The sequence below is a fragment of the Thalassospira sp. UBA4513 genome, from assembly GCF_002388495.1.
Classification (GTDB): Bacteria; Pseudomonadota; Alphaproteobacteria; order Rhodospirillales; family Thalassospiraceae; genus Thalassospira; species Thalassospira tepidiphila.
In genome coordinates, this window is record NZ_DGMR01000020.1 from 98,916 (window position 1) to 122,717 (window position 23,802).

Annotated in this window: 18 protein-coding genes; 13 read left to right on the plus strand and 5 right to left on the minus strand. The window is 55.5% G+C overall.

Going from position 1 to position 23,802, the window contains the following annotated elements; translation table 11 throughout:
* Position 1 precedes the first annotated feature (1 nt).
* The 11 genes from murB to B2T33_RS07765 all read left to right on the plus strand — a co-directional run bounded on the left by murB (position 2) and on the right by B2T33_RS07765 (position 13,460).
* Positions 2-946, plus strand: a complete 945-nt coding sequence (gene murB, locus B2T33_RS07715; protein ID WP_197145604.1) for a UDP-N-acetylmuramate dehydrogenase — start codon at positions 2-4, stop codon at positions 944-946.
* Positions 943-1,857: a D-alanine--D-alanine ligase gene (locus B2T33_RS07720; protein WP_286791635.1), complete on the plus strand. Its 915-nt coding sequence runs from the start codon at positions 943-945 to the stop codon at positions 1,855-1,857. Before murB ends, B2T33_RS07720 begins: the two co-directional genes overlap by 4 nt.
* The gene (locus tag B2T33_RS07725) at positions 1,845-2,708 is read left to right on the plus strand and encodes a cell division protein FtsQ/DivIB (RefSeq protein ID WP_197145606.1); all 864 of its coding nucleotides are present in this window, start codon (positions 1,845-1,847) and stop codon (positions 2,706-2,708) included. The genes B2T33_RS07720 and B2T33_RS07725 overlap by 13 nt, the downstream gene beginning before the upstream one ends.
* A gap of 272 nt (positions 2,709-2,980) precedes the next feature.
* Positions 2,981-4,192, plus strand: a complete 1,212-nt coding sequence (gene ftsA / locus B2T33_RS07730) for a cell division protein FtsA (protein ID WP_252723966.1) — start codon at positions 2,981-2,983, stop codon at positions 4,190-4,192.
* 191 nt (positions 4,193-4,383) lie between these two features.
* A complete protein-coding gene (gene ftsZ / locus B2T33_RS07735) occupies positions 4,384-6,039 on the plus strand; it encodes a cell division protein FtsZ (RefSeq protein ID WP_197145608.1) in 1,656 nt (551 codons plus the stop codon).
* A gap of 335 nt (positions 6,040-6,374) precedes the next feature.
* Complete coding sequence (lpxC, locus tag B2T33_RS07740; RefSeq protein WP_083996922.1) at positions 6,375-7,343, plus strand: UDP-3-O-acyl-N-acetylglucosamine deacetylase; 969 nt, start codon at positions 6,375-6,377, stop codon at positions 7,341-7,343.
* Between the two features lie 223 nt (positions 7,344-7,566).
* Positions 7,567-8,391, plus strand: coding sequence for an outer membrane protein assembly factor BamD (locus B2T33_RS07745; RefSeq protein ID WP_197145609.1), 825 nt, complete (start codon positions 7,567-7,569; stop codon positions 8,389-8,391).
* Positions 8,392-8,651: 260 nt separating this feature from the next.
* A complete protein-coding gene (recN, locus tag B2T33_RS07750) occupies positions 8,652-10,322 on the plus strand; it encodes a DNA repair protein RecN (RefSeq protein WP_197145610.1) in 1,671 nt (556 codons plus the stop codon).
* 49 nt (positions 10,323-10,371) lie between these two features.
* Positions 10,372-12,480 carry an NAD-dependent DNA ligase LigA gene (gene ligA, locus B2T33_RS07755; RefSeq protein ID WP_286791636.1) on the plus strand — a complete coding sequence of 703 codons (2,109 nt, stop codon included), beginning with the start codon at positions 10,372-10,374 and terminating at the stop codon, positions 12,478-12,480.
* A 28-nt stretch (positions 12,481-12,508) separates the two neighbouring features.
* Positions 12,509-12,901, plus strand: coding sequence for a hypothetical protein (locus B2T33_RS07760; RefSeq protein WP_286791637.1), 393 nt, complete (start codon positions 12,509-12,511; stop codon positions 12,899-12,901).
* A gap of 7 nt (positions 12,902-12,908) precedes the next feature.
* Positions 12,909-13,460, plus strand: coding sequence for a thermonuclease family protein (locus tag B2T33_RS07765; RefSeq protein ID WP_286791638.1), 552 nt, complete (start codon positions 12,909-12,911; stop codon positions 13,458-13,460).
* 12 nt (positions 13,461-13,472) lie between these two features.
* On the opposite strand, the gene B2T33_RS07770 is transcribed toward B2T33_RS07765, so the two are convergent.
* Positions 13,473-14,471 carry a DMT family transporter gene (locus tag B2T33_RS07770; RefSeq protein WP_286791639.1) on the minus strand — a complete coding sequence of 333 codons (999 nt, stop codon included), beginning with the start codon at positions 14,469-14,471 and terminating at the stop codon, positions 13,473-13,475.
* 140 nt (positions 14,472-14,611) lie between these two features.
* Between B2T33_RS07770 and B2T33_RS07775 the strand changes: the two genes are divergently transcribed.
* Positions 14,612-15,520 (plus strand): LysR family transcriptional regulator, encoded by a 909-nt coding sequence (locus B2T33_RS07775; protein WP_008889580.1) that lies wholly within the window; start codon positions 14,612-14,614, stop codon positions 15,518-15,520.
* A gap of 81 nt (positions 15,521-15,601) precedes the next feature.
* On the opposite strand, the gene mgrA is transcribed toward B2T33_RS07775, so the two are convergent.
* The 3 genes from mgrA to B2T33_RS07790 all read right to left on the minus strand — a co-directional run bounded on the left by mgrA (position 15,602) and on the right by B2T33_RS07790 (position 19,296).
* The gene (gene mgrA / locus B2T33_RS07780; protein ID WP_286791640.1) at positions 15,602-16,654 is read right to left on the minus strand and encodes an L-glyceraldehyde 3-phosphate reductase; all 1,053 of its coding nucleotides are present in this window, start codon (positions 16,652-16,654) and stop codon (positions 15,602-15,604) included.
* Positions 16,655-16,763: 109 nt separating this feature from the next.
* Positions 16,764-18,788 carry an aminopeptidase P family protein gene (locus B2T33_RS07785; protein ID WP_286791641.1) on the minus strand — a complete coding sequence of 675 codons (2,025 nt, stop codon included), beginning with the start codon at positions 18,786-18,788 and terminating at the stop codon, positions 16,764-16,766.
* A gap of 232 nt (positions 18,789-19,020) precedes the next feature.
* Entirely contained in the window at positions 19,021-19,296 is a 276-nt protein-coding gene (locus B2T33_RS07790; protein ID WP_008889577.1) for a hypothetical protein, read from the minus strand.
* Positions 19,297-19,434: 138 nt separating this feature from the next.
* Between B2T33_RS07790 and B2T33_RS07795 the strand changes: the two genes are divergently transcribed.
* A complete protein-coding gene (locus tag B2T33_RS07795; RefSeq protein WP_064789440.1) occupies positions 19,435-20,172 on the plus strand; it encodes an SDR family oxidoreductase in 738 nt (245 codons plus the stop codon).
* A 49-nt stretch (positions 20,173-20,221) separates the two neighbouring features.
* Here B2T33_RS07795 and B2T33_RS07800 read toward each other — a convergent pair whose 3' ends face one another.
* The gene (locus tag B2T33_RS07800; RefSeq protein ID WP_286791642.1) at positions 20,222-23,800 is read right to left on the minus strand and encodes a PAS domain S-box protein; all 3,579 of its coding nucleotides are present in this window, start codon (positions 23,798-23,800) and stop codon (positions 20,222-20,224) included.
* Between the last annotated feature and the right edge of the window lie 2 nt (positions 23,801-23,802).

A 23,802-nucleotide genomic window follows, 5' to 3' on the forward strand; every position in this document is an offset into this window, starting at 1 on the left:
TATGAGCACGCCGAAACACCATACGCCCCTGATCGACCTCCTGCCCAAGGTGCGTGGCAAGCTGCGCGAAGGCGCACAACTTGCCAAAGTCACCTGGTTTCAGGTTGGTGGCCCGGCAGACGTGATGTTTCGCCCAGAAGACGAAGCCGACCTTGCCGCCTTCCTGAAAGGCAAACCGGCGGATATGCCAGTAACCGTGATCGGCGTTGGCTCGAACCTTTTGGTGCGCGATGGCGGCATTCGTGGGGTTGTCATCCGCCTTGGTCGCCCGTTTACCGACGTGGTGGTTGAAGATGGCGCGGTTCACGCCGGTGCCGGCGCGCTTGACCTCAATGTTGCGCAAACCGCACAGATGAACGGCATTGCCGGTCTGGAATTTCTGTCTGGAATTCCCGGCACCATCGGTGGGGCCTTACGCATGAATGCCGGGGCCTATGGCACCGAGATCAAGGATGTCCTTGTATCGGCAACCGCAATTGACGGCAGCGGCAACATTCACACCGTCACGCCAGATGAAATGAATATGACCTATCGCCACTGCGGGCTTCCGGAAGACTGGATTTTCACATCCGCAATCTTGCGCGCATCGTCCGGTGATCCCGAAGACATCGCCAAACGCATGGATGAAATCCAGAAGGCGCGCGCGGAATCGCAACCGATCAAATCACGCACCGGTGGATCGACCTTTGCCAATCCGGTGCCTGATCGCGCCTGGGAATTGATTGATGCCGCCGGATGCCGGGGACTTACCATCGGTGGCGCGCAGATGTCCGAACAGCATTGCAACTTCATGATCAATAAGGGCGATGCCTCCGCCCTTGATCTTGAACAGTTGGGCGAAGAGGTCCGCAGGCGGGTCAAAGAACACAGCGGCGTTGAGCTGCGCTGGGAAATCCGGCGCATTGGCGAACGCCTTGGCCACTCGATCATAGGAAAAGACGCATGAACAAACATGTCGCTGTCATTCTGGGCGGTTGGTCAGCAGAACGGGAAGTTTCCCTGTCCTCGGGGCGCGAATGCGCCAAGGCGTTGCGCGAGAAGGGCTATAAAGTCACCGAAATCGACGCAAACCGTGATCTCGCCCATCAATTGGCGGCCCTTGATCCCAAACCGGACGTGATTTTCAATGCCCTGCATGGCCGCTGGGGCGAAGATGGCGCGGTTCAGGGCCTGCTTGAAATCATGAACATCCCCTATACCCATTCCGGTGTTCGGGCATCGGCAATTGCTATGGACAAGATGTCCGCCAAGGCGATGTTTGCCGAATACGAAATTCCCTGCGCCCGTCATGTCTGGGTCACGCGCCAAGACATCGCATCTGGCAAGGCATTGCCGCCGCCCTATGTTTTGAAACCCAATAACGAGGGATCCTCGGTCGGGGTTGAAATCATCCTGACGGTCGAGGAAGAACAAAACATGCTGGCCCGTGATTGGGTCCATGGTGAAGGCGTCATGCAGGAAGAATTCATTCCCGGGCGCGAAATGACCGTTGCCGTCAAGGACGGCGAGGCGATGGAAGTCATCGAAATCCTGACCGGCAATCACGCATTTTATGACTTTGAATCCAAATATGCCCAGGGCGGCTCAGAACATATCGTTCCTGCCGACATCGAAGGCGATTTGCGCGATCGTCTGCAACGTCACGCCGAAGAAGCTTATAAGGCGCTTGGCTGCCGGGGTGTGGCACGCGCCGATTTCCGCTATGACCCGGAAAACGACCGTTTGGTAATCCTTGAGATTAACACCCAACCGGGCATGACGCCGACATCACTGGTCCCGGATGCCGCACGCCATGACGGCATGAGCTTTGCCGACATCGTTGCATGGATGGTGGAGGATGCATCGTGCGAACGCTAGAAGAACAGGCCCGCGAACGGCGCGAGAAGCTTGATAAACAACATAGCGTTGGCACCAACGTCAAAAAGATCGCGCGGGTCATGTGGTGGACCGGCTTCATTGGTGCCATCGTGATTGTTCCGACAGCCCTTGTTTATACCGGCAAGGCCGATAAATGGATGAGACTGGCGACGCAGGAAAGTGTTCGGCTTTCTGCCGCGTTTGGCATGACGGTCAAGAATATCGAAGTTTCAGGTCGCGAAAAAACCGACCCGAATGCCCTTTTGGCGGCCATCGGACAGAAACCGGGCACGCCGATCATTACATTTGATGTCGACGCCGCCCGCGAACGCATCGAAGAGCTTTCATGGATCCGAAGTGCTACCGTCGAACGCCAGTTGCCCGACACCCTCATCGTCTCGGTTGTTGAACGCAAACCACTGGCGATCTGGCAAACCGAGGGCCGCGACCATGTGTTGATCGATGGCGATGGCGAGCAACTTCAGAATTACGAACTTGGTGATTACCTTGATCTGCCAGTTCTTGTCGGTGACGATGCACCGAAAAGTGCGGCGGAAATGCTGACCACCCTGCAATCCATTCCGCACCTTTATGAACAGATCACCGGTGCCCAGCGCATCGGGCATCGTCGCTGGAACATCCAGCTTGCCAACGGCATGTTCATTCGCCTGCCTGAGGAAAACATGGAAAAGGCATGGCAGCGCCTCGAAGTCCTTGATCGCGAACACAGCATCCTTGATCGCGATGTTCTGATTGTTGATTTGCGCCTGCCCGACCGCACATTTGTCCGCCTCACACCCGGTGCCGCAGAACAAAGGCGTAATCCGCCAAAGAAGGAGGGCGCGGTCTGAACTGACCGCCCCGATACCCTCCCCATCCTGCGCCCCGTTTCAGACGCATAAAGCACTGACTTGCGCAATATCATGATTGTTTTTCCACCTTCTTTGCGTAGTTTCGCATGAAGATGCGTTATGCGACGGTCTGCCTTAACCAAATTGCAACCGCTTTTGGTCGAAAACAGGCTTAATAAGGTACGGTCAAAAAAAGTCCGACCACATAACCCATAAAAATTCAGAGCATTCAATTGGCACGCGGCAAAACCAGATCAGGATTGATTGCGGCATTGGACATTGGAACGTCCAAGGTCTGCTGCTTTATTGCACGACGTGAAAAGGACCAACCGCCGAAAATCATCGGCATTGGTCACAACATGTCCAAGGGCCTGCAAAGTGGATCAATTTCCAATCTTGATGCCGCACAGGAAGTCGTGCTTGCCGCGGTCAACGCCGCTGAAAAAATGGCGGGTCAGACCATCGACTCAGTCATTGTCAATCTGTCTGGCGGTCGACCGGAATCCGAAACCCACACGGTTGAGCTTCCGCTTGGCTCCCGCCCGATTGGCAATCTTGAGATCCGAAAACTCAATGATCAGAAGGAAGCCCTTCTGCGTCAGGCCGGTGATGAGCTGATCCATACTGTCCCATTGGGGTTCCGCCTTGACGGTGCCAACACCATGAATGATCCGCGCGGCATGTATGGATCGACCCTTGGTCTTGATCTGCATTTTGTACGAACGCAAACCGCACCCTTGCGCAATCTTGGCACCCTTCTGGCGCGTTGCCACCTTGCGATTGAGGAAACGGTCGTCACCCCGCTGGCATCGGGTCTGTCGGCCCTGACAGCCGATCAGCGCGATCTGGGCGCGACCGTGATTGATATGGGCGCAGGCACCACAAGTGTGGCGGTCTTTAATGCCGGTCAGGTGGTCTACACCACCTCGATCCCGGTCGGTGGTGCTCATGTCACGCGCGATATCGCCTATGGGCTCAATACGTCGCTTAATCATGCCGAACGCATGAAAACCCTGCATGGCAGTGCTTTGACCTCGCCGTCCGATGATCAGGAAATCCTCGCGGTTCCGACCATCGGCGATGAAGACGAAAACAATTTCAATCATGTGCCGCGCTCGATGCTGATCAACATCATCAAGCCGAGACTTGAAGAAACGTTCGAATTGATCCGCGATCAGTTGGAAGAACACGGCTTGTCGCAAATCGGTGGTCGCAGCATCGTTCTGACCGGTGGTGCCAGCCAATTGAACGCGATTGCCGATCTGGCCAGTCAGATGTTTGAACGTCCGGCCACGATTGCCCTGCCGCACGGTGTTTCGGGCCATGCCGAAGCCACCGCCGGACCTGCTTTTTCGGCCTGTTCGGGGCTGCTGTTGCGCGCTGTTGCACAACAGAACGACCCCCTGAGCGAAGCCATGGCGCAAATCCGTCAATCGGGTGGGCGTTGGGGCCGTTTGGGTGCCTGGTTCAAAGAGAACTTCTAGTTCGCACCCCCAAACGCACTTTTTTTATCCATTTTCCCGAAAACTTTTAGCCGCATTAAGAAGGCAATAACTCTTTGCCAGCTAAAACGGACTCGGAGGTCTTTGTGCCCGAAGTATTTCTGGCACGCACAGGCAAAGGGAAGGCTTGTGTAGGACCCTCAGCTCTAAAGCGCGGAGAGGAAGAGCAAACAATGAGTACAATCAGTTTTTCCGTTCCTGAAACGGAAGAAAACCTAAAACCAAAGATCACCGTTATCGGTGTCGGTGGTGCCGGCGGCAACGCCGTTAACAACATGATCGCATCCGAACTTGAAGGATGTGACTTTGTTGTTGCCAACACCGATTCTCAGGCCCTGACCCAAGCAAAAGCAACACGCAAGATGCAGCTTGGTCGCAAGATTACCCAGGGGCTGGGTGCAGGCGCACGTCCGGATGCGGGTAGTGCCGCCGCCGAAGAATCCATTGAAGAAATTCAGGCGCAGCTTGAAGGCAGCCACATGGTATTCATCACCGCCGGTATGGGCGGTGGTACGGGTACCGGTGCAGCCCCGGTCATTGCACGTGCGGCCAAAGAAGCCGGCATTCTGACCGTTGGTGTTGTTACCAAGCCGTTCCATTTCGAAGGCACGCGCCGCATGCGCACCGCCGAACAGGGTATCGAACAGCTTCAGCAGTATGTCGACACCCTGATTATCATTCCGAACCAGAACCTGTTCCGGGTCGCGAATGAAAAAACAACCTTCGCAGATGCCTTCCAGATGGCTGATGACGTTCTGCGCAACGGTGTCCGTTCGATTACCGACCTTATGATGGTCCCGGGTCTTGTGAACCTTGACTTTGCCGATATCCGCACTGTCATGAGCGAGATGGGCAAAGCCATGATGGGCACCGGTGAAGCATCGGGTGAAAAACGTGCACTTGAGGCTGCCGAGGCTGCAATAGCCAATCCGCTTCTTGAAGATGCCTCGATGAAGGGTGCCCGTGCGGTTCTTATCAACATCACCGGCGGCATGGATATGGCGCTGTATGAAGTTGACGAAGCCGCCAACCGCATCCGCGAGGAAGTTGCATCCGAAGCCAACATCATCTTCGGTTCGACCTTCGATCCGACCATCGAAGGTGCGCTTCGCGTTTCTGTTGTTGCAACCGGTATAGACGCCGAAGAAGTTCGCCGTCCGCAACCGACCACTGTTTCTGTTGCACAGCCTGTTTCCCAGAAACCGGCAGAACAGCCTGCCGCGGCACCGTCCTTCGCACAACATGGCGCAGGCAACGCAGCAGCCGCTGCTGCCCACAACACGGGTGCTGGTGACTATGCGGGTGGTGCGTCGGTTGATCACATTCCTGCTGATCGCTTTGCTGCAACCGGTAGCGCACAGCAGCCGGAAATCAGCCATCAGGCCGAAGCACAGGAAACCGGGTCGATTGAAATGGGCCAGACGGTCCTGAAACCGAAACCCGTTCTGCGTGCAGACAAGCCGGTCCAGAAACCCACCAGCAACGGCGACATGGCTTTCATTCCGCCGCGTGCTGTAACGCCAAGCGAAGCCGAGCATGCTCAGCACAGCCCGGACGTATTCGAGGCAGCTGATGCCCAGAATGCAACCTCGCCGCGTTCTGTTCTGAGCAGCCTGTTTGGCAAGAACAAGACCGCCAAGGAACCGCATAGCTATGCGGAGCCGAAAGTCTCGCAGCCGCAGGCTCCTGCGCCACGCCAGACCGAGATGCCGCTTGGCGAGGACAGCGAACATGTCATGAAGAAGGAGCCTGCTTCCCGGGGCAAGGCGCAAGGCGCGTCTGACGACCTTCTTGAAATTCCGGCCTTCCTTCGTCGTCAGGCCAACTGACGACGATCTCCGCGCGAAGATGGGGAAGGCTTAATGCCTTCCCCTTTTTTTTGGACGCACCAGCTTGGATGACGCTGTAATTCGGCAATTGTGACCAAAGCCCGTAAGCCAAACGGTTACAACCGGCTCAAAATACCCAGCAGAAATGCATTTTATTTATTAATTTCAAAGTACTATGAAGTTTACAAAGCGTAACAAAGAGTGATTTGAGTGATTGTTCGATCAACAGTAGTGTTCCAAACTAACAAAGCAGGGGCCAACCAATTTGAAGGTGGCTTTGAACATGCTTTGACGTTGATTGATGACAAACTGACTGACCTGATTTGGGGGTTCCTGTGAACAATATTGCCGATCTTGGTTCTGCTATCACGCAGACTGGCTTTTCCGGCGACGGTTATGTGCTCCAGCGCACGCTCAAAGCCTCTATCGGCTGTGCCGGTGTTGGTCTGCATTCCGGTCAGAAGATTCGCATTACCCTTCACCCTGCCCCTGCCGATCATGGCATTGTATTCCGCCGCACGGACCTGGATGACCAGCCGCTGTTTCCGGCACGTTACGATGGCGTGATCGATACCCGTCTTTGCACCTGCCTTGGTGATGCAGCCCGGGGCATCAAGATCGGGACCATCGAACATCTGATGGCCGCCCTTGCCGGTACGCGCATTGATAACGTGCTCATCGATATCGATGCCGACGAAGTTCCGGTCATGGATGGCAGTTCCGCCCCGTTTAACTTCCTGATTGATTGCGTTGGCATCGAAGAACTTGATGCCCCGCGTCAGGTCATTGAAGTCCTGAAACCGGTTGAAGTCGAATATAACGGCTGCACCGCACGCGTTGAACCGGCCAACGGGTTCGAGATCGATTTCGAAATCGATTTCGCCAGCAAGGCCATTGCCAACCAGCGCATGTCCGTAAAGTTCGATGACGGTGTGTTTGTGGCCGACATCGCACGTGCGCGCACCTTTGGCTTCCTGCATGAAGTTGAAGCCATGCGTTCTGCCGGTCTTGCCCGTGGTGGTTCGCTTGATAACGCGGTTGTTCTTTCCGGTGACGAAGTCATGAACGAGGAAGGCCTGCGTTACGAAGACGAATTCGTCCGCCACAAGATCCTTGATGCGCTGGGCGATCTTTATACCGCCGGCAACCAGTTGCAGGGCAAGGTCACCGCGTACAAATCTGGTCACCATGTCAACAATCTGCTGCTGCAGGCGTTGCTGGCCGACGAAGACGCTTATCGTGTTGTTCCGCTGACCAAGGCGGCCTTGCGCGGCGTTTCCGAGCCAATGCTTGCCACCGCCTGAAATCAGGCGTCACTGGTATCCAAATTATGAAAATGGCGGCCCGCGTGGTCGCCTTTTTTGTTTTCGGCGTTGGTTTTCAGTGTTCTGATCCGTGTCACAGCATTTAACATGGAATAAAAGTCGGCATTTGACGACACAACTACTTGCCCAAGCACGCCCTTCGCATGATATAGTCCGGCGGATTTTACGGTGAGTGCGTCAAAAATTTCGAGGATACGTCACAGTGCTAAGTACCGTTCGCGCCAAACACGTCATTGCAACTCTCGGCCTGTCGCTGATGCTTGCGGCATGTTCAAGCAATGATGCGCCGGAATATGTAGAACGTCCGGTTTCCGAACTGTATAACGGCGCGCAGGATCTGCTTGACGCCAAGGAATACCAACAGGCGGCCGAGGCATTTGACGAAGTCGAACGTCAGCACCCCTATTCGGTCTGGGCGACCAAGGCGACCCTGATGTCGGCTTATGCCTATTACCAGGACAACAAATACGATGATGCGATCAACGCACTGGATCGCTTTATCTCGTTGCATCCGGCCAACCCGGATGTGCCATATGCCTATTACCTCAAGGCGCTGTCCTATTACGAACAGATTTCCGACGTCGGCCGCGATCAGCAGATGACCCAGCACGCGATGGATGCGCTTGACGACGTCATTCGCCGCTTCCCTGACAGCAAATATGCTCGCGATGCCAAGCTGAAAAAGGACCTGACGGTCGATCACCTTGCGGGCAAGGAAATGGATGTCGGGCGCTATTATCAGGACCGCAGCGAATATCTGGCGGCAATCAACCGTTTCAAATCGGTGATCGAAAATTATCAGACCACCACCCACGTGCCAGAAGCCCTTGCACGCCTGACCGAATGCTATCTCGCGCTTGGTCTTGAAGGCGAAGCCAAACGGACCGCGGCCGTGCTTGGTCACAACTTCCCGGGCAGTGAATATTACAGCGAGTCCTATAGTCTCATGCTTGGTGAAGACGCACCGGAGCGCGAAGACAGCAGTTGGTGGGATGACACGACCAACGCCATATCCAGCCTGTTCTGATTTCAATCAAGCAAACCCTCGCAAGGCCAAGGGTTTGCTTGACAATCCGCCTTGCGACAAGATAGAACAAAAAAAGAACAACTTGCGGTTAATGTCTGATATCACTGCGTTTTGATCAAACGCCCTTGGGACGACATGATTGAATGTCGTTTCGCCTTCGCAAGGCTTGCAAGGCAGGGCGGGATTGGGCACTCTGCACATTCACAAACAAGTTTGGCTGTACCTGTCTGCTGCTCCGTTAACAACATCAGTACCCAGCAATGCTTCGACGCCTCAGCATTCGGAATGTAGTCCTTATCGACAAACTGGATCTCGATTTTCACGACGGGCTCAGCGTGCTCACAGGTGAAACGGGTGCCGGTAAATCGATCCTGCTTGACTCCCTTGGCCTCGCCCTGGGTGCGCGCGCCGATAGCGGCCTTGTCCGCCATGGCTGCGATAAGTGCAGTGTCACCGCAACCTTCAATCTGCCGCAGGGCCACCCGGTTTTCGGACTGCTGTCAGATCAGGATATTGATCTTGAGGGCGAAGACCTTGTTGTCCGACGGGTGGTAACGTCAGATGGCCGGTCGCGCGCCTATGTGAATGACCAGTCCGTCTCGGTCGGGCTGCTGCGTGATGTTGGTGATTACTGCGTCGAAATTCAGGGCCAGTTTGATCAGCACGGCCTTCTTGATCCCACCACCCACCGCGCGACACTTGATGCCCACGGCAATCTTGGCAACCTTGCCATGACCGTGCGCGACCATTGGCGCGCCTGGCGTGAAACCCAAAAGGAACTCAATGCCGCCCGCGCCCGAATTGACAAGGCGCGCGAGGAAGAGGAATGGCTGCGCCACGCCGTCGATGAGCTTGAAAAGCTCTCCCCCGAAGAAGGCGAAGAAGAACGCCTTGCCGAGGAACGCCAGTTCCTGATGCATGGTGAAAAGCTGGTTGCGGCCCTGAATGATGCCGGTACAGAACTTTCGCGTGGCAAGGGTGCGGAAAGTGCCCTTCGCAGTGCCCAGCGGTGCCTTGAGCGTGAACTTGAAAAGGCCGATGGCCGGTTTGAACCGATTATCGAGGCCCTTGATCGTGCCGCGATCGAGCTTGAAGAAGCCAACCGGGCGATCTCGGCCACCTTGGCCGATCTTAATCTTGATACCGGTCATCAGGAAAATGTCGAGGAACGCCTGTTTGCCCTACGCGCAGCCGCTCGCAAATACAATGTTCCGGTCGATGGGCTGAATGCGCTGATGAAGGATTTCCGATCCCAGATCGATCAGCTTGAATTCGGCGAGAAGGAGCTGAGCCGACTGACCGCTGCCGTAAGCGAATATCGCAAAGCCTATATCGAAGCAGGCGAGAAGCTTCATGCCGCGCGCAAGGAAGCCGCCGCCAAGCTTGATGGCGCGATCAATGCCGAATTGCCGCCGCTTCGCATGGAAAAGGCGCGCTTTGTTACCGACATTGCCGAACTTGAAGAACCCGAATGGGGCCAGGATGGCATCGACCGGGTGCAGTTCACGGTTGCCACCAACCCCGGCAGCCCGCCTGGGGCACTTAACAAAATCGCATCGGGCGGGGAGCTTTCGCGTTTCCTGCTGGCGCTCAAGGTCGTTCTGGCACGTGTTTCTGCCGTACCCAGTTTGGTCTTTGACGAGGTCGACAGTGGTGTCGGTGGCGCAACAGCAGCGGCCATTGGTCAGCGCCTGCATCTTCTGGCACAGGAACGCCAGATCCTTGTCATCACCCACAGCCCACAGGTCGCCGCCCGCGGTCGCACGCATTTCTATATTGCCAAGCGCGAGGCAGAAGGCACCATGGTGACCCGTGTCGATGCCCTTGTCGATGGTGCGCGGCGCGAAGAAATCGCCCGCATGCTAGCCGGTCATTCCGTGACGGCCGAGGCGCGTGCCGCCGCCGACAGCCTGCTTGAACAACCCAATTGATCCCGGCGCCAACACGTCGGCCCAACCTTGAATACGGAACAAAAAGAATATGAGCGCCGAACACGCGTCAAACATGTCCGAACTTCCCGAATTGCCGTCTTCGAGCACGGAGGCGCGCAAACAGCATGCCGAAATTTCTGAACGTATCCGGTCTTATAACGAGGCCTATCACGTTAATGACGACCCGCTGGTTTCGGATGCGACATATGATGCGCTGTTCAATCGCCTGATAGAACTTGAATCGCACTATCCGACCCTTAAGAAAAACAGCCCGACACAGGAAGTCGGTGCCGCCCCGGCCGAAGGCTTTGCCAAGGTCAAGCATGCCCGCCCGATGCTGTCACTTGGCAACGCGTTTTCGCGCGAAGACATTGTCGATTTTCTTGCCCGTATTCGTCGCTTCCTGAACCTGAAGGCGCACAGCCCGGTCGAAGTGGTGGGCGAACCCAAGATCGATGGTCTTTCGCTGTCCCTGCGTTACGAAAACCGCGAACTGGTCACGGCTGCCACTCGTGGCGATGGATCGGAGGGCGAAGACGTTACCGCCAATGTCGCCCATATTGACGACATACCCAAGACGCTTCCCGATGATGCGCCCGATGTGGTCGAAATCCGGGGCGAGGTTTATATGGCGCGCTCTGCGTTCCAAAAACTGAACGCGACACAGGCCGAAACAGGCGGCAAGACCTTTGCCAATCCGCGCAACGCAGCGGCAGGATCGCTTCGCCAGCTTGATCCATCAATCAGTGCCAAACGCCCGCTTCGTTTCTTTGCCTATAGCTTTGGTGAACTGTCCGAAAGCCTGGCCCAGACGCAGTGGAATTTCCTGCAAAAGGTCGAAGGATGGGGCTTCGTCACCAATCCGCTGACACGGTTGCTTCATAATGCCGATGACATCATGGCGTTCTATGACGAACTGGCAACCCAGCGCCCGGACCTTGATTACGACATTGATGGCATCGTCTATAAGGTCAATGACTTTGAACTGCAGCTTCGCCTTGGCTTTGTGAGCCGGTCACCGCGCTGGGCGATTGCGCACAAATTCCCGGCCGAGAAGGCTCGCACTCGGATCAAGGCCATCGACATTCAAGTTGGTCGAACAGGTGCCCTGACCCCGGTCGCTCGGCTGGAGCCGGTTACGGTTGGCGGTGTCGTGGTATCCAACGCCACCCTTCATAACCGAGATGAGATTGACCGCTTGGGCGTTTGGGTTGGCGATCTTGTGGTTGTGCAACGTGCCGGTGACGTTATTCCCCAAGTCGTTGAGGTCATTCTGGACGAGGATGGCAATCATCCGAATGATGCAACACCTTACGAATTTCCCACCGAGTGCCCGAAATGCGGCAGCCACGCCATGCGCGAAGAAGGCGAAGCCGTCACCCGGTGCACCGGCGGCTTGATCTGTCCGGCGCAGGCGGTTGAACGCCTGAAACATTTCGTATCGCGCACCGCCTTTGATATCGATGGCCTGGGCGCAAAGAACGTCGAGGCGTTCTTTGAACTGGGTTGGCTGAAGTCGCCTGGCGATATTTTCCGCCTTGAAAGCGATCACGGCGATGCCATCCGCAAGCTTGAAGGTTGGGGCGAAAAATCCGCAACCAAGCTGTTTGATGGCATCAATGAACGGCGCACCATCGGGCTCGACAAGTTTATCTATGCACTTGGCATTCGCCAGATCGGTCAGGCAACCGCAAAGCTTCTGGCGCGCCATTATGGATCGCTTACCGAATGGCGCAGCGCCATGGTTGCCGCCAATGAAGCCGACAGCGAAGCCCTTCGCGAACTGATCAATATTGATCAGATCGGCCCCGGCGTTGCCAAGGACCTGATCGAATTCATGGCCGAAGATCATAACCGCGAGGTTCTTGATGATCTGCAAGGGCTTTTGACCATTACCGATGTCGAAGCCCCGCAGGTCAGCGACAATCCGGTCAATGGCAAAACCGTTGTCTTTACCGGCAAGTTGGAGCTGTTTTCACGCAACGAGGCCAAGGTCAAAGCTGAAAGTCTTGGTGCAAAGGTCGCCGGATCCGTATCGGCAAAAACCGATTATCTGGTTGCAGGACCGGGTGCGGGCTCCAAATTAAAGAAAGCAGAAGAATTAGGTGTTACAGTGCTTGATGAACAGGGATGGCTTGATCTGATTGCCACGGAATAAAAATGATCTAACCGGGGAGTATGTGCTGATGGAAGACCTTGGAAGTTTTTTTCGCCGTTATGTCGATGCGCATCTGAAGCTTGAAGAAAACGCACTTGATGATTTCTTCCACTTCCCGTGCCTGATCAATGATCTGTCCGGCGTACAGGCCATTGCCAGTTCAGACGATCTGCACAAATACCATCACTCATTCTTTGATGAACTGAAAAATGCTGATCTTGCCATGGCAAAGTCCATGGTGATTGAACAGCATTCCGCCCTTCCCGGCGGGGCGCGTGCAATTGTTTCGTTCCGCTTTGGCAATTCGGAAAACAACCTGATCTTTGATTGCGACTATGCCTTCGCGCTGCTCAAGCAGGATGAAAAGTGGAAAGTCATCTTTGCCCAGCTTGATGAAATCAGATACAGCGACCTGTATTGAGGCCCGCATGGTGCCCACCCTTCCCCACCGCCTGATCACACTTGGTTTTGCCCTGATGCTGGGATGCGTTCCAGCAGTGTCAAAGGCCGACCCGGACTTTGATACCCTGTCGGGCCCGGCACGTGCGATTGATGCTGATACGCTTGAGTTCGGCTTCAAACGTGTTGATCTTTGGGGGGCGGATGCCATGAACCGTTTTCAGGAATGTCTGGTTAACGGCCAAAGCACAGCCTGCGGTGCAGAGGCATGGCAGGTGACCACCAACCTTTTGGTCGCCACCCCGATCACGTGCGAAGTGCGCGGGAAAAACCGGTATCATCGCAACATGGCCGTGTGTCGTAATGCCAACGGGGTTGATATCGGACAAAGCCTGATTGTTCGCGGCATGGCGGTTGCCCGCCCCGATCAGATGCCGGAATACGAAGCCTATGAAAATCAGGCGCGACAGGCACGCACCGGCGTCTGGGCGGGGGAATTCATTGATCCGCTGAAATGGCGGCGCGGCGAGCGCTTACCCGAACATGAAATTGAAGTTCGCCGCTGGCAGCGTGACGAATAACGTCAAACCCAATTAGCGTTGCGACGTCCCGCCCGATGCGAATGGCCGTGCCAGCAACCGTCCCAGCCCCGCCAGCGTAAAGCTGTTTTTAAGTGACGCCACACCGAGTGTGACCACCACAAACCCAACCAATTGTGGCACTGTGAGCACCTCGCCCAAGAACAGCCAGGCGGCGAAGAAGGTCATGGCTGGCCCCGAAAGAGATATCAACGATGCCTGTGTCGCACCGACCCTTCGAATGCCCTCGTACAGCAGGAAGAACGGAATAACGGTGCAAAATATCGAAATGCCTGCCGTCCACATGATGCCGGCCACGTTCAGGTTCAGTGGGTTTTGCACGATCAGTTGGTAAATCACCATGCAAATACCGGCCATGGTGTTGATCAGGGCTGCAAAATGCATCGACCCGATAACGGTAATCATCCGTTGCCCGAAATAGAGATAAATCGCATAGGTCACAGCAGAACCGAACGCCCAAGCCGCCCCGTACCACAACTCCTGCGATACTTCGCCAAACCCGCCCGGTGCCAGGACCAGAACAAGCCCGACATAGGTTATGACAAAGCAGACAATCTGGCGAAATGGCGGAAAGCGCCGTTTATGGAGCACCTCAAGGATCATCACGACGGCCGGGAACGTAAACAGCACGATCCTTGAAACGGTGACTTCAATCAACGAAACGGCGGTAAAATCAAACAAGGCAGCAAGGAAAAACAGCCCGCCATAAAGCCCGCCCCAGGCAAGATCGACCGGCTTCATCTTGCGGTCGCCCGGCCGGTTCTTGCCAAACAAAACCACCCCAAGCCAGAAGAGCGGCATGGCAATCAGAAACCGCAACAGCAACAAGCCATCCACTGTCATGCCCGTAGCATAAACAAATTTTGCCAGAAGGCCTTTCATGGCCAAGGCGGCTGTCGCAAGCAATACAATGGTCAGCGCGGAACCCGCAGGCGACACGACAGGCGTAACAACCTGTTGCCCGGGCTCAGAAGGTGACGGTGGTGGCGTCATGGGTTTCTCCGATCCTCTATCGGTTGCCATAGTTACCCGTGAACTGCCATTATTCAATTCGAATTAATTGCTATCAGATATCAGCTTTGGCTATATCTAGCAGGCGCATGGATGCGCAAAGCTGCTCAGGATCACGTCCGATGGATATCAAACAACTTCGAAGCTTTGTACATATTGCCGAACTCGGCAGCCTGTCACGCGCGGCAGAGCGACTTAATTTGTCGCAGCCCGCACTTAGTCGGCAGCTTAACCTTCTCGAAGAGGCCCTTGATACCAAACTGCTGGAACGCACCGGACGCGGCGTGAAATTGACCGAGGCGGGCCAGATGCTTGCCGAACGGGCCCGTGTGATCCTGACCGATCTTGCGCGTCTTGAAGCGGATCTTTCGGCCCGCAGCAGTCAGGTGACAGGCCATGTGCATGTCGGCGTTCCGCCCAGCGCCGGGATCGTGATTACTGGGGCGCTGATTGAAACTCTGCGTGATCGGTATCCTGACCTTAACATTACGGTCGCCGAAGACCTGACCGGCGATGTGCAGGAAGGGTTACTGTCCGGGCGGCTTGATATCGGCATCCTTCATGACGGCATGATTTCACGCAGCCTGCATGCAGAACAGCTTTGGCGCGAAGACCTGTTTCTGATTTCCCATCCGTCGCAGGTCGGCGAACAGGAAACCGAAATCGCCTATGAAGATGTTTTGTCCCTGCCACTCATCATGCCGACCAACAAGCACGGGCTGCGCGCCATGATGCAGGAAGCCGCCTTTCGCGCCGGACGTCCGTTGACCCCGGTGGTAGAGGCCGATGCCCTTCGCGTTTTGGTCGATCTGGTGACCCGCAATGTCGGGCATACCGTCCTGCCGCGCAGTTCGCTGGTTCAGGAACTTTCGACCGGGCGTCTGAAGGCACGGCGCATCACCAACCCGGAACTGTCGCGCAAGGTGATGCTGTCATGGTTACAGGATCGCCCGCTGAGTGCCGGGGGCAAGGCGGTTGTCGATACATTGCGTGATCTTGCCGGCACCGTCCCGATGGCCAACCAAAAATAAGCCAACACGGGCTCTGATAAACAAAACCCCGACCGAAGCATCTTTCGGTCGGGGTTTTTATCATCGTATCAACCGTTTGGATCAGACCGGTGCCTGACTGTCCGACGATTTCTGCCAAAGATTGATACCGGCATCCCCGGCATATTTATCGATCTCGGCCAACTCGTCTGCACTGAATTCAAGGTTATTAAGCGCATCAAGGCTGTTATCAAGCTGCTGAACATGACGCGCCCCGATCAGGGCAGAGGTCACCTCGGGGCGGCGCAGCACCCAGGCAATCGCCATCTGGGCCAAGCTTTGACCACGACGTTTGGCAATCTCGTTCAGTGCGCGAACGCGATTGATGTTTTCCTCGCTCAGCATGCCTTTCTGGAAGGATCCTTCAAGAGCGGCACGGGAATCCTCGGGCACGCCATTCAGGTACTTGTTGGTCAAAAGACCCTGTGCAAGTGGCGAGAAGGCAATGCAGCCCATACCAAGCTCGGAAAGGGTATCAAGCAGACCATCCTCGACCCAGCGATTGACCATCGAATAGGACGGCTGATGAATGACGCATGGCGTTCCCATGTCCTTGAGGATCGCATGCGCTTCACGGGTCATTTCCGGCGAATAGGACGAAATCCCGACATAAAGCGCCTTGCCAGACCGCACGATCTGGTCAAGTACGCCCATGGTCTCGGCAAGCGGGGTGTTGGGATCAACCCGGTGGGAATAGAAGATATCGACATAATCCAGCCCCATCCGCTTAAGGCTTTGATCAAGGCTGGAAATCAGATACTTGCGCGATCCCCATTCCCCAAACGGTCCCGGCCACATGCGATAGCCCGCCTTGGTGGAAATGATCAACTCGTCGCGATGGCTTTTAAGATCCTGAGACAGAACCTTGCCAAAGTTTTCTTCGGCCGAGCCCGGCGGCGGGCCATAGTTGTTGGCAAGATCAAAGTGGAACACACCGCGATCAAACGCGCGACGGATCATCGCCCGCTGGGTTTCATAGACATCCACGCCACCGAAATTCTGCCACAGACCAAGCGTGATTTTCGGCAGAAGCAATCCACTGCGCCCGCAACGGTCCCAGTTTTCGTCGTTATAGCGATCAGGATTAGCCATCCACTGGGCTTCGACTTCAGCCATATATTCCTCCTGCTTTCAGAAGCGGTTTACCGCTTTTCTTGAATCGATCCAATGCAGTCTTAATAGGGCATTCGACCCTGTTTGTCAGCGCCAAGTACGCAGCGGGAAATCAGTCTGATTTCTTTTTGATCGGCGCTGTTGCGTTTTGCAGCCATTCACGATGATCATCATCGAGATCATCGGCATACATCGCATAGACCTGTGCGTGGTAATCGTTAAGCCACTGCAACTCGTCCCTGGTCATCAATTCCGGATCGATCAGTTTGCGATCAATCGGCGAGAAAGTCAGCGTTTCAAAGCCAAGCATCTTGCGATCGGCCCCAATCGGCGCATCGATTTCAGTTACCGCAATCAGGTTTTCAATGCGAATGCCGTATTCGCCTTCCTTATAAAAGCCCGGCTCGTTCGAAAGGATCATCCCCGGTTTCAGGGCCACCGTGTTCGGCGCCTTGGAAATGCGTTGCGGACCTTCATGCACACCAAGGTAGCTGCCAACGCCGTGGCCGGTGCCATGGTCAAAATCAAGCCCGGCTTCCCAAAGTGGCATGCGTGCCAGCGTATCAAGCTGTTGGCCCGTCGTTCCCACCGGGAATATGGCACGGGCAAGCGCAATATGCCCCTTAAGCACGCGGGTGAACCGGTCGCGATGTTCCTGTGTCGGATTCCCGATCACGGTCGTGCGCGTGATGTCGGTGGTGCCATCAAGATATTGCGCGCCGGAATCAATCAGGAAAATCTCGCCCGGGGTCAGATTGCGGTTGGTTTCCGGGGTATTGCGGTAATGGCAAAGCGCCCCGTTCGGGCCACTGCCCGGAATGGTTTCAAAGCTTGAATCACGGAACAGCGGATCTTCGGCACGCATCGACAGCAACATGTCGGCTGCCGCGCGTTCGTCGACATCACCGTTCGCCGCCGTTTCATCAAGCCATTTGAAATAAAGAATGATCTTTTCGCCGTCGCGTTTGTGAGCCTTGCGCGAACCTTCAAGTTCGACCTCGTTCTTACACGCCTTGGGAATGGCGACCGGATCACGCCCGACACGCACGGTGGCACCAGCCTCAGACAATTTCATGCGCAGCCAGTCGGCTGCTGTGGCTTCATCCAGACGCACCGCCTGATTGCCCATCGCCTTCAGGGAATCCCCGAGTTCGCCCGGTGCCCGCAAGGTTGCCTCACCCGACAGCCATTTGAGCGTTTCCGGCGCGATCTTGCGTTCGTCCATGAAAAGTTCGACCGAGGCATCGCCGTTGATGATCGCATAGCCAAGTGCAAGCGGTGTTTGCGGCACATCGGCACCACGGATATTCAAAAGCCACGCGATGCTGTCCGGTGCCGAAAGAATGGCGCTGTCGCACGAAATGCGCGACAGGATTTCGGCAATCTGGGTGCGCTTTTCAAAACTGGATTTCCCAGCATATTCCATCGGATGTGGCCGCACCGGGCCAAGCGGCAGGTGCGGCTGCGCATGCCAGATGGCGTCAATCGGGTTGGTATCAATCGCGATCAGTTCCGCCCCCACGGCTTCACAGGCAGACCGCAGATGGGTCGCCTGTTGCACGGTATGCAGCCACGGATCATAAGCAAGCTTCTCGCCCGATTTCAGGTGGTCATGCAACCAGCCGACGACTGGTTCTTCGACCAGGTGGCGGTATTCGAACAGATCACGGTTAACTTGCTGGCGCACCTGAATGGTGTAACGGCCATCGACAAAAACGGCGGCCTTATTGCGCAACACAACAGCTGCGCCCGCAGATCCGGTAAAGCCGGTCAGCCACGCCAGACGTTCGGCCCGTGCTGGTACGTTTTCGCCCTGATGTTCATCGGCGCGCGGCACAATAAAGCCGTCAACGCCCTTGGCCGCCAGATAGGTGCGCAAGGCATCCAGTCGATGGGCGGCGTCAAAATCATCCTTGGCCATTTTAAAAAGCGTTTTGCGCTCATCCCGCAGGGCCAGCAATTCGGCCCGCAGGGCATCATCCGGGGATTGGCAAATCAGATCAATCCAGTCTTCTCGCGTGCTGCCCTGGGCTGCGGCCAGAACACCGTCAATCAGGTCGATGACAGCGCTAACATCCTTGTCGACATTGGCGGCTTCAAGCAGTTTGGCAAGTTGAGCATCACCGGAAATGGCCATGAAGATCCTCTTTAAAACATGTGGGGCATTGGGCAGGTGGTAAGACCTATGTAAGGGTTTGTGCCGATGTCGCGCAAGCACCAAAGAACTTTCGGACATACTACGCCCTTTTACCCGCCCGAAACACCGGTGCATGCATCCCGCGTATGAATGCGTTGCAACCTTCGCAATGCACATTAGCCAAAGGTTAACGTATGACAGTCCCGCGACAAAAAGATGGCCCGTCGGGACGTCAATTTGCTGGAGACCATGAACGGTGATCCGTTTTCCTATTACTGCCTTGAGCGTCATACAATCCCGTCGTCGCCAGACGGCCTATGACGGCCTTGAGCGCCTGGCCCTTGGTCAGAAAACTGCGCTCGGTCTTGATACTGGCCCTGCCCATCCGGCAGACGACATTGCGGATCGAACTAAAAACGACCCGCAAGATGCCAAGGATACGGAATAACGGATCAATCCCGCCCGGGTTGGTCTGCATCAAAAGACGAAGCGCAGGATCACGGTTCATGATCCTTGCGGCATTTTTGTCTTTTCCCTCTGAAACGGCCCTGCTTCTCCACAGCAGGGCCGTTTCTTTTTGACCAGTCGCAGGCCAGCACGCCATAGTGCCCCGAACAGTAAATCATGATCACGATGCGGAGTGGAAATGACCAAGACAGTTCTGATCACCGGTGGATCACGCGGTATCGGACGCGCAACTGCTGTTCTTTTTGCTGCCAAAGGCTGGAACGTTGCGCTAAGCTTTGTTGGCAATCAGGAAAGTGCTGATGAAACATGTGCGATGTGCGAGCGCGCCGGATTCACCGGCAATGTGATTGCCCGCAAATGCGATGTCCGCGATGAAGACAGCGTTATTGCCTTGTTTGAGGCCGCACGTGATCGGTTTGGCGCGATTGACGCCGTGGTCAATAATGCAGGCATTGTCGCCCGGCAAAGCACACTTGCGGATATGGATATTGATCGCATGAAATCCGTGTTCGATACCAACGTGCTTGGGGCCTATCTGGTTGCACGCGAAGCCGCACGAACCCTTCGTTCCGGTACCGCCATCGTCAATGTTTCGTCCATTGCGGCAAAGCTTGGCTCACCTGGCGAATATATCGATTACGCCGGATCAAAAGCGGCAATCGACACGCTGACCATCGGCCTTGCCAAGGAACTCGGCCCGAAAGGGATCCGTGTCAATGCTGTCCGCCCGGGCATCATCGAAACCGATATTCATGCCAGTGGTGGCCGCCCGGAACGCGCCCATGAACTCGGCCCGAATTGCCCGTTGGGACGTGCCGGCGACCCGCAGGAAGTCGCCCAAAGCATCTTTTGGCTTATCTCGGGCGACGCGTCCTATGTCACAGGCAGCATCATTGACGTATCCGGCGGCCGGTAGCACGACCGATCAAGCCTGATACCCGACGACTTTCCGGATTTGGTTGCTTTTAGCGGGTTTCAGGCTTTCCCGGCAAATCGGCAGACGCCATCGCCACGTCTTTTGGTTCGCCAAACACCGCGGCCAAGCCATCATGCAATTCAATGATATCAAGTGGCTTGGCCAGTATGCGCGCAACCCCCAAAGCATTGAAGGCGTCGGTGACCTCGTCTGAGGCATACCCGGTCATCACGACAACAGGAATGTCATTGCCAGCTTCTCGCAGCTTTTCGATCAGTTTCTGGCCGGTCATGCCCGGCATGGTCTGATCAGTCAGAAGCGCATCAAAATGTGCATCCGGTGCACTCAGCGCTTCGAGCGCCTTGGCGGCCTCGTTAAACGTATCGACGGAATATCCGATCCGCTCCAGCATCCGCGCGCACAGCCTGAGGTTCTTTTCCTCGTCATCCACGACCGCAAGATGCCCGCCTGCACCTGCCGACAGACTGCGGGTTTCGCGCTTTTCATCCGTGGCTTCGCGATCATGTTCCGGCAACAGGATCGCAAACCGGGTTCCCTGCCCCAGGCGGCTATAGACCGATATCTCGCCCTTGTGACCGGTCACGATGCCATGCACCGTAGACAGGCCAAGACCAGTACCCTTGCCCGGCTCCTTGGTGGTAAAGAACGGATCAAAGATCCTTTTGGCTGTTTCCGGCTCCATACCGACGCCGTTATCCACGACGCTAATCTGGATATAGCGCCCGACCGTCAATAACGGATGTAGTTCCAGACTGTCTTCGGTGACTTCGAAGCGGCTTGCCTTTACCCGGATTTCGCCCTGTTCGCCAACGGCATGACAGGCATTGGTGATCAGGTTCATCTGACACTGATCAAGCTGTGTTGCGTTGCCCATCACGGTCATGGATTTCGCCCCCAGTTCGACCTTGATCGAGACACTTGATGGCATGGACCCACGGGCAAAACGAACCGTGCCCGAAATCATCGACCCGACATCAATCGGAGAACGTTCGGTTTCTGAATTCCGGCTGAATGCCAGAATTTGACGGACAAGATCACGGGCCCGGTCCGCCCCCTGGCGAATTTCCATAACATCTTCACGCAGCGGTGAATCTTCGGGCAAATCGGAATAAAGCAGTTCGGCATAGCCACTGATTGGCTGCAAGATATTGTTGAAGTCATGCGCGATCCCGCCCGCAAGAACACCGATGGTTTCCATCCGTTGGGAATGACGCAGTTGCTGTTCAAGTTTTTCACGTTTGCGTTCGGACTGAAGACGCTGAAGTTCGGCAGACGCCCGTGACGCGAACACTTCGACAATGGATTTCGCCAGTTCCGGATCACCAAGTGGTTTGTCCGATATGGTCACCAGAATACCGATCGGGCGTGCCTCACTATCGTAAAGTGCGGCCCCGACATATCCAACGACATCAACGTCAGTGACCTTTTGGACATCCTTCATCAAAACGGAAAAATTGTCTTTGCAGACAAACGTGCCTTCCTTGATAACGCGTTCCGCCGCAGATCCCGCCAGGGCGAAATCAAGGCCACCACGACTGCCATCCGGGGAATAGAACGCAACTGATTTCACCCGATCACCGACAAGTTCGGCGATATGGCAATAGGTCATATCAAGTGTTTCACACAGAACCTTTGTCAGGTTTTCAAAGAACCCGGCACCGACCTGATAGCGAATACCACGATAAATGGATTCCAGTGTCTCCTGATGGCGTTCGCGCTCCGTCACATCCAGTGCGAAACTGGCGATACAATCCAGTTCGCCATTGGCATCAAATATCGGGCTTTCATACCATTCGCAGATGATGCGGCTGCCGTCGCTTTTGACATTCTCGAACCGGTTATTGACGCTGTTTTGCGTTTCCATGATCCGTTCGATCAGAGTGCCAAGCCGCGCCCGGTCTTCCTCGGGCACCAGAAGTTCAAGCTTCTTGCCGACCATCTCATCGGCATTATAGCCAAACAGCTGGCAGGCGGTTTCGTTCACCTCTATGATGGTTCGGTCCGGCGTCCAGTAAAACACCCCGATTTTCGCGTTGTTGAAGTGCGCGCGCAGGCGGCGCTGGTTGGCCTCCAGATCACTTTTGGCAACCTCAAGATCCTGGCGATAACGGATGCGTTCGGTGATATCGCGGCAACTGATCCTGATGCCGAGGTTCCCACCGTCGCTATCGGCGATCGGTTGCCATGACATGTCGATACCGACCTTGCGGCCATCCTTGTGAACACCGGTGAATTCGCGGTCACTGCCTGACAGGCCATCAAGACCTTCGTCAATATAGTGGCGCACACGGTCACGATCCTCGGGCGCAACAAATGACAGCGGATAATCACCACAAGCCATACATTCATCGACCGTGTAGCCCAGAACGCGTTCAATCCCCGGGTTCACCCAGATCAGTTTGCCATCAGGCGCAATCCAGCTTTCCCAGCCATATGTGTAATTGGCAACCGCCTCAAAGCGACGGCGCGAGAAGCTAAGCTCGTCATTGGCTTCCATGACATTTTTCATGCCTGCGGCGGCTGCCAACAACCCACCTGCCATATGGGCGAAAACGATTTCCTCAGGGCGCCATACTCTGGTCCGCCCGACAGACTCAAAGCACAATATCCCCATTCGGCCAGCCGCCGAAATCAACGCCACATCAAGGATTGCCTTGATATTCATCGGGATCAGATAGGCGTCTTTAAGTTCGGAAGTACGCGGATCTTCAACGGCGTTGTCCGCATCGATGATCTGCCCGGTTTCCAGTGCTGCAAAATATCGCGGCAGTACCGCGCGCTTCAAAATCATGCCATCGTGTTTCGCCGACGGATCATTGGCATCAAACAGCCCGACGCACTCAACGTCACCATCATCTTTTTCCAACCACAGACTTGCCCGTTCACAATTCATCAGGTTGGCAAAACGCTTCAATGTCGGGCGGAAAGACGCATTTTCGATGCGCTCAAGTGACGAGAAATGGTTTGCGACTTCGGACGCACTTTCGCGGATTTGTTCAAGAAACTTTTTGCCCGACATCAGTTCGTTCTGCGAACGCAACTGGTCCATGCTGGTTTGCAAAAGTGCCTGCCGCATCCAGACGATCCCGACAACAAGTGACGCGGTCATCCAGACATACCCAAACAGCGCAGATCCCCAAACCGGCAACGTATGGGGAACGGTGCCGCTATCGGTGATCAAGCCGCCGTCGAGGTTGAAAACACGCATCACGCCGACGCTTGCAATCGCGACAACGCAGAACACCGCGTATCGAATGGTGATGGAAAATCGCCAGAACAGCGCCACGATCACCGTCGATACAATCATCATCGCCATGCCGCTTGCGGGTGAAAACCTGACGATATAAAGCAACGACATGCTTGTCATTGCGGCGACAATCACAACCGACTTGGTAAAGGTCGATAAGCGCTTGCGCAGTACAAGACCGGCAACAACGGCCAGAAAAACCAAAAGATGGATGATCTCGACCGTGATCGAACGCTGGCTTGCTTCGCGCAACATCGAGGAAACCAGTGCAGGCAACCCGCCAATCGACATCACAAACAGCATAAAGTCTGCGATGCGGTTTCTTGTCCGGTCCAGATTGGCGCTTAATCTTTTTGGCATGA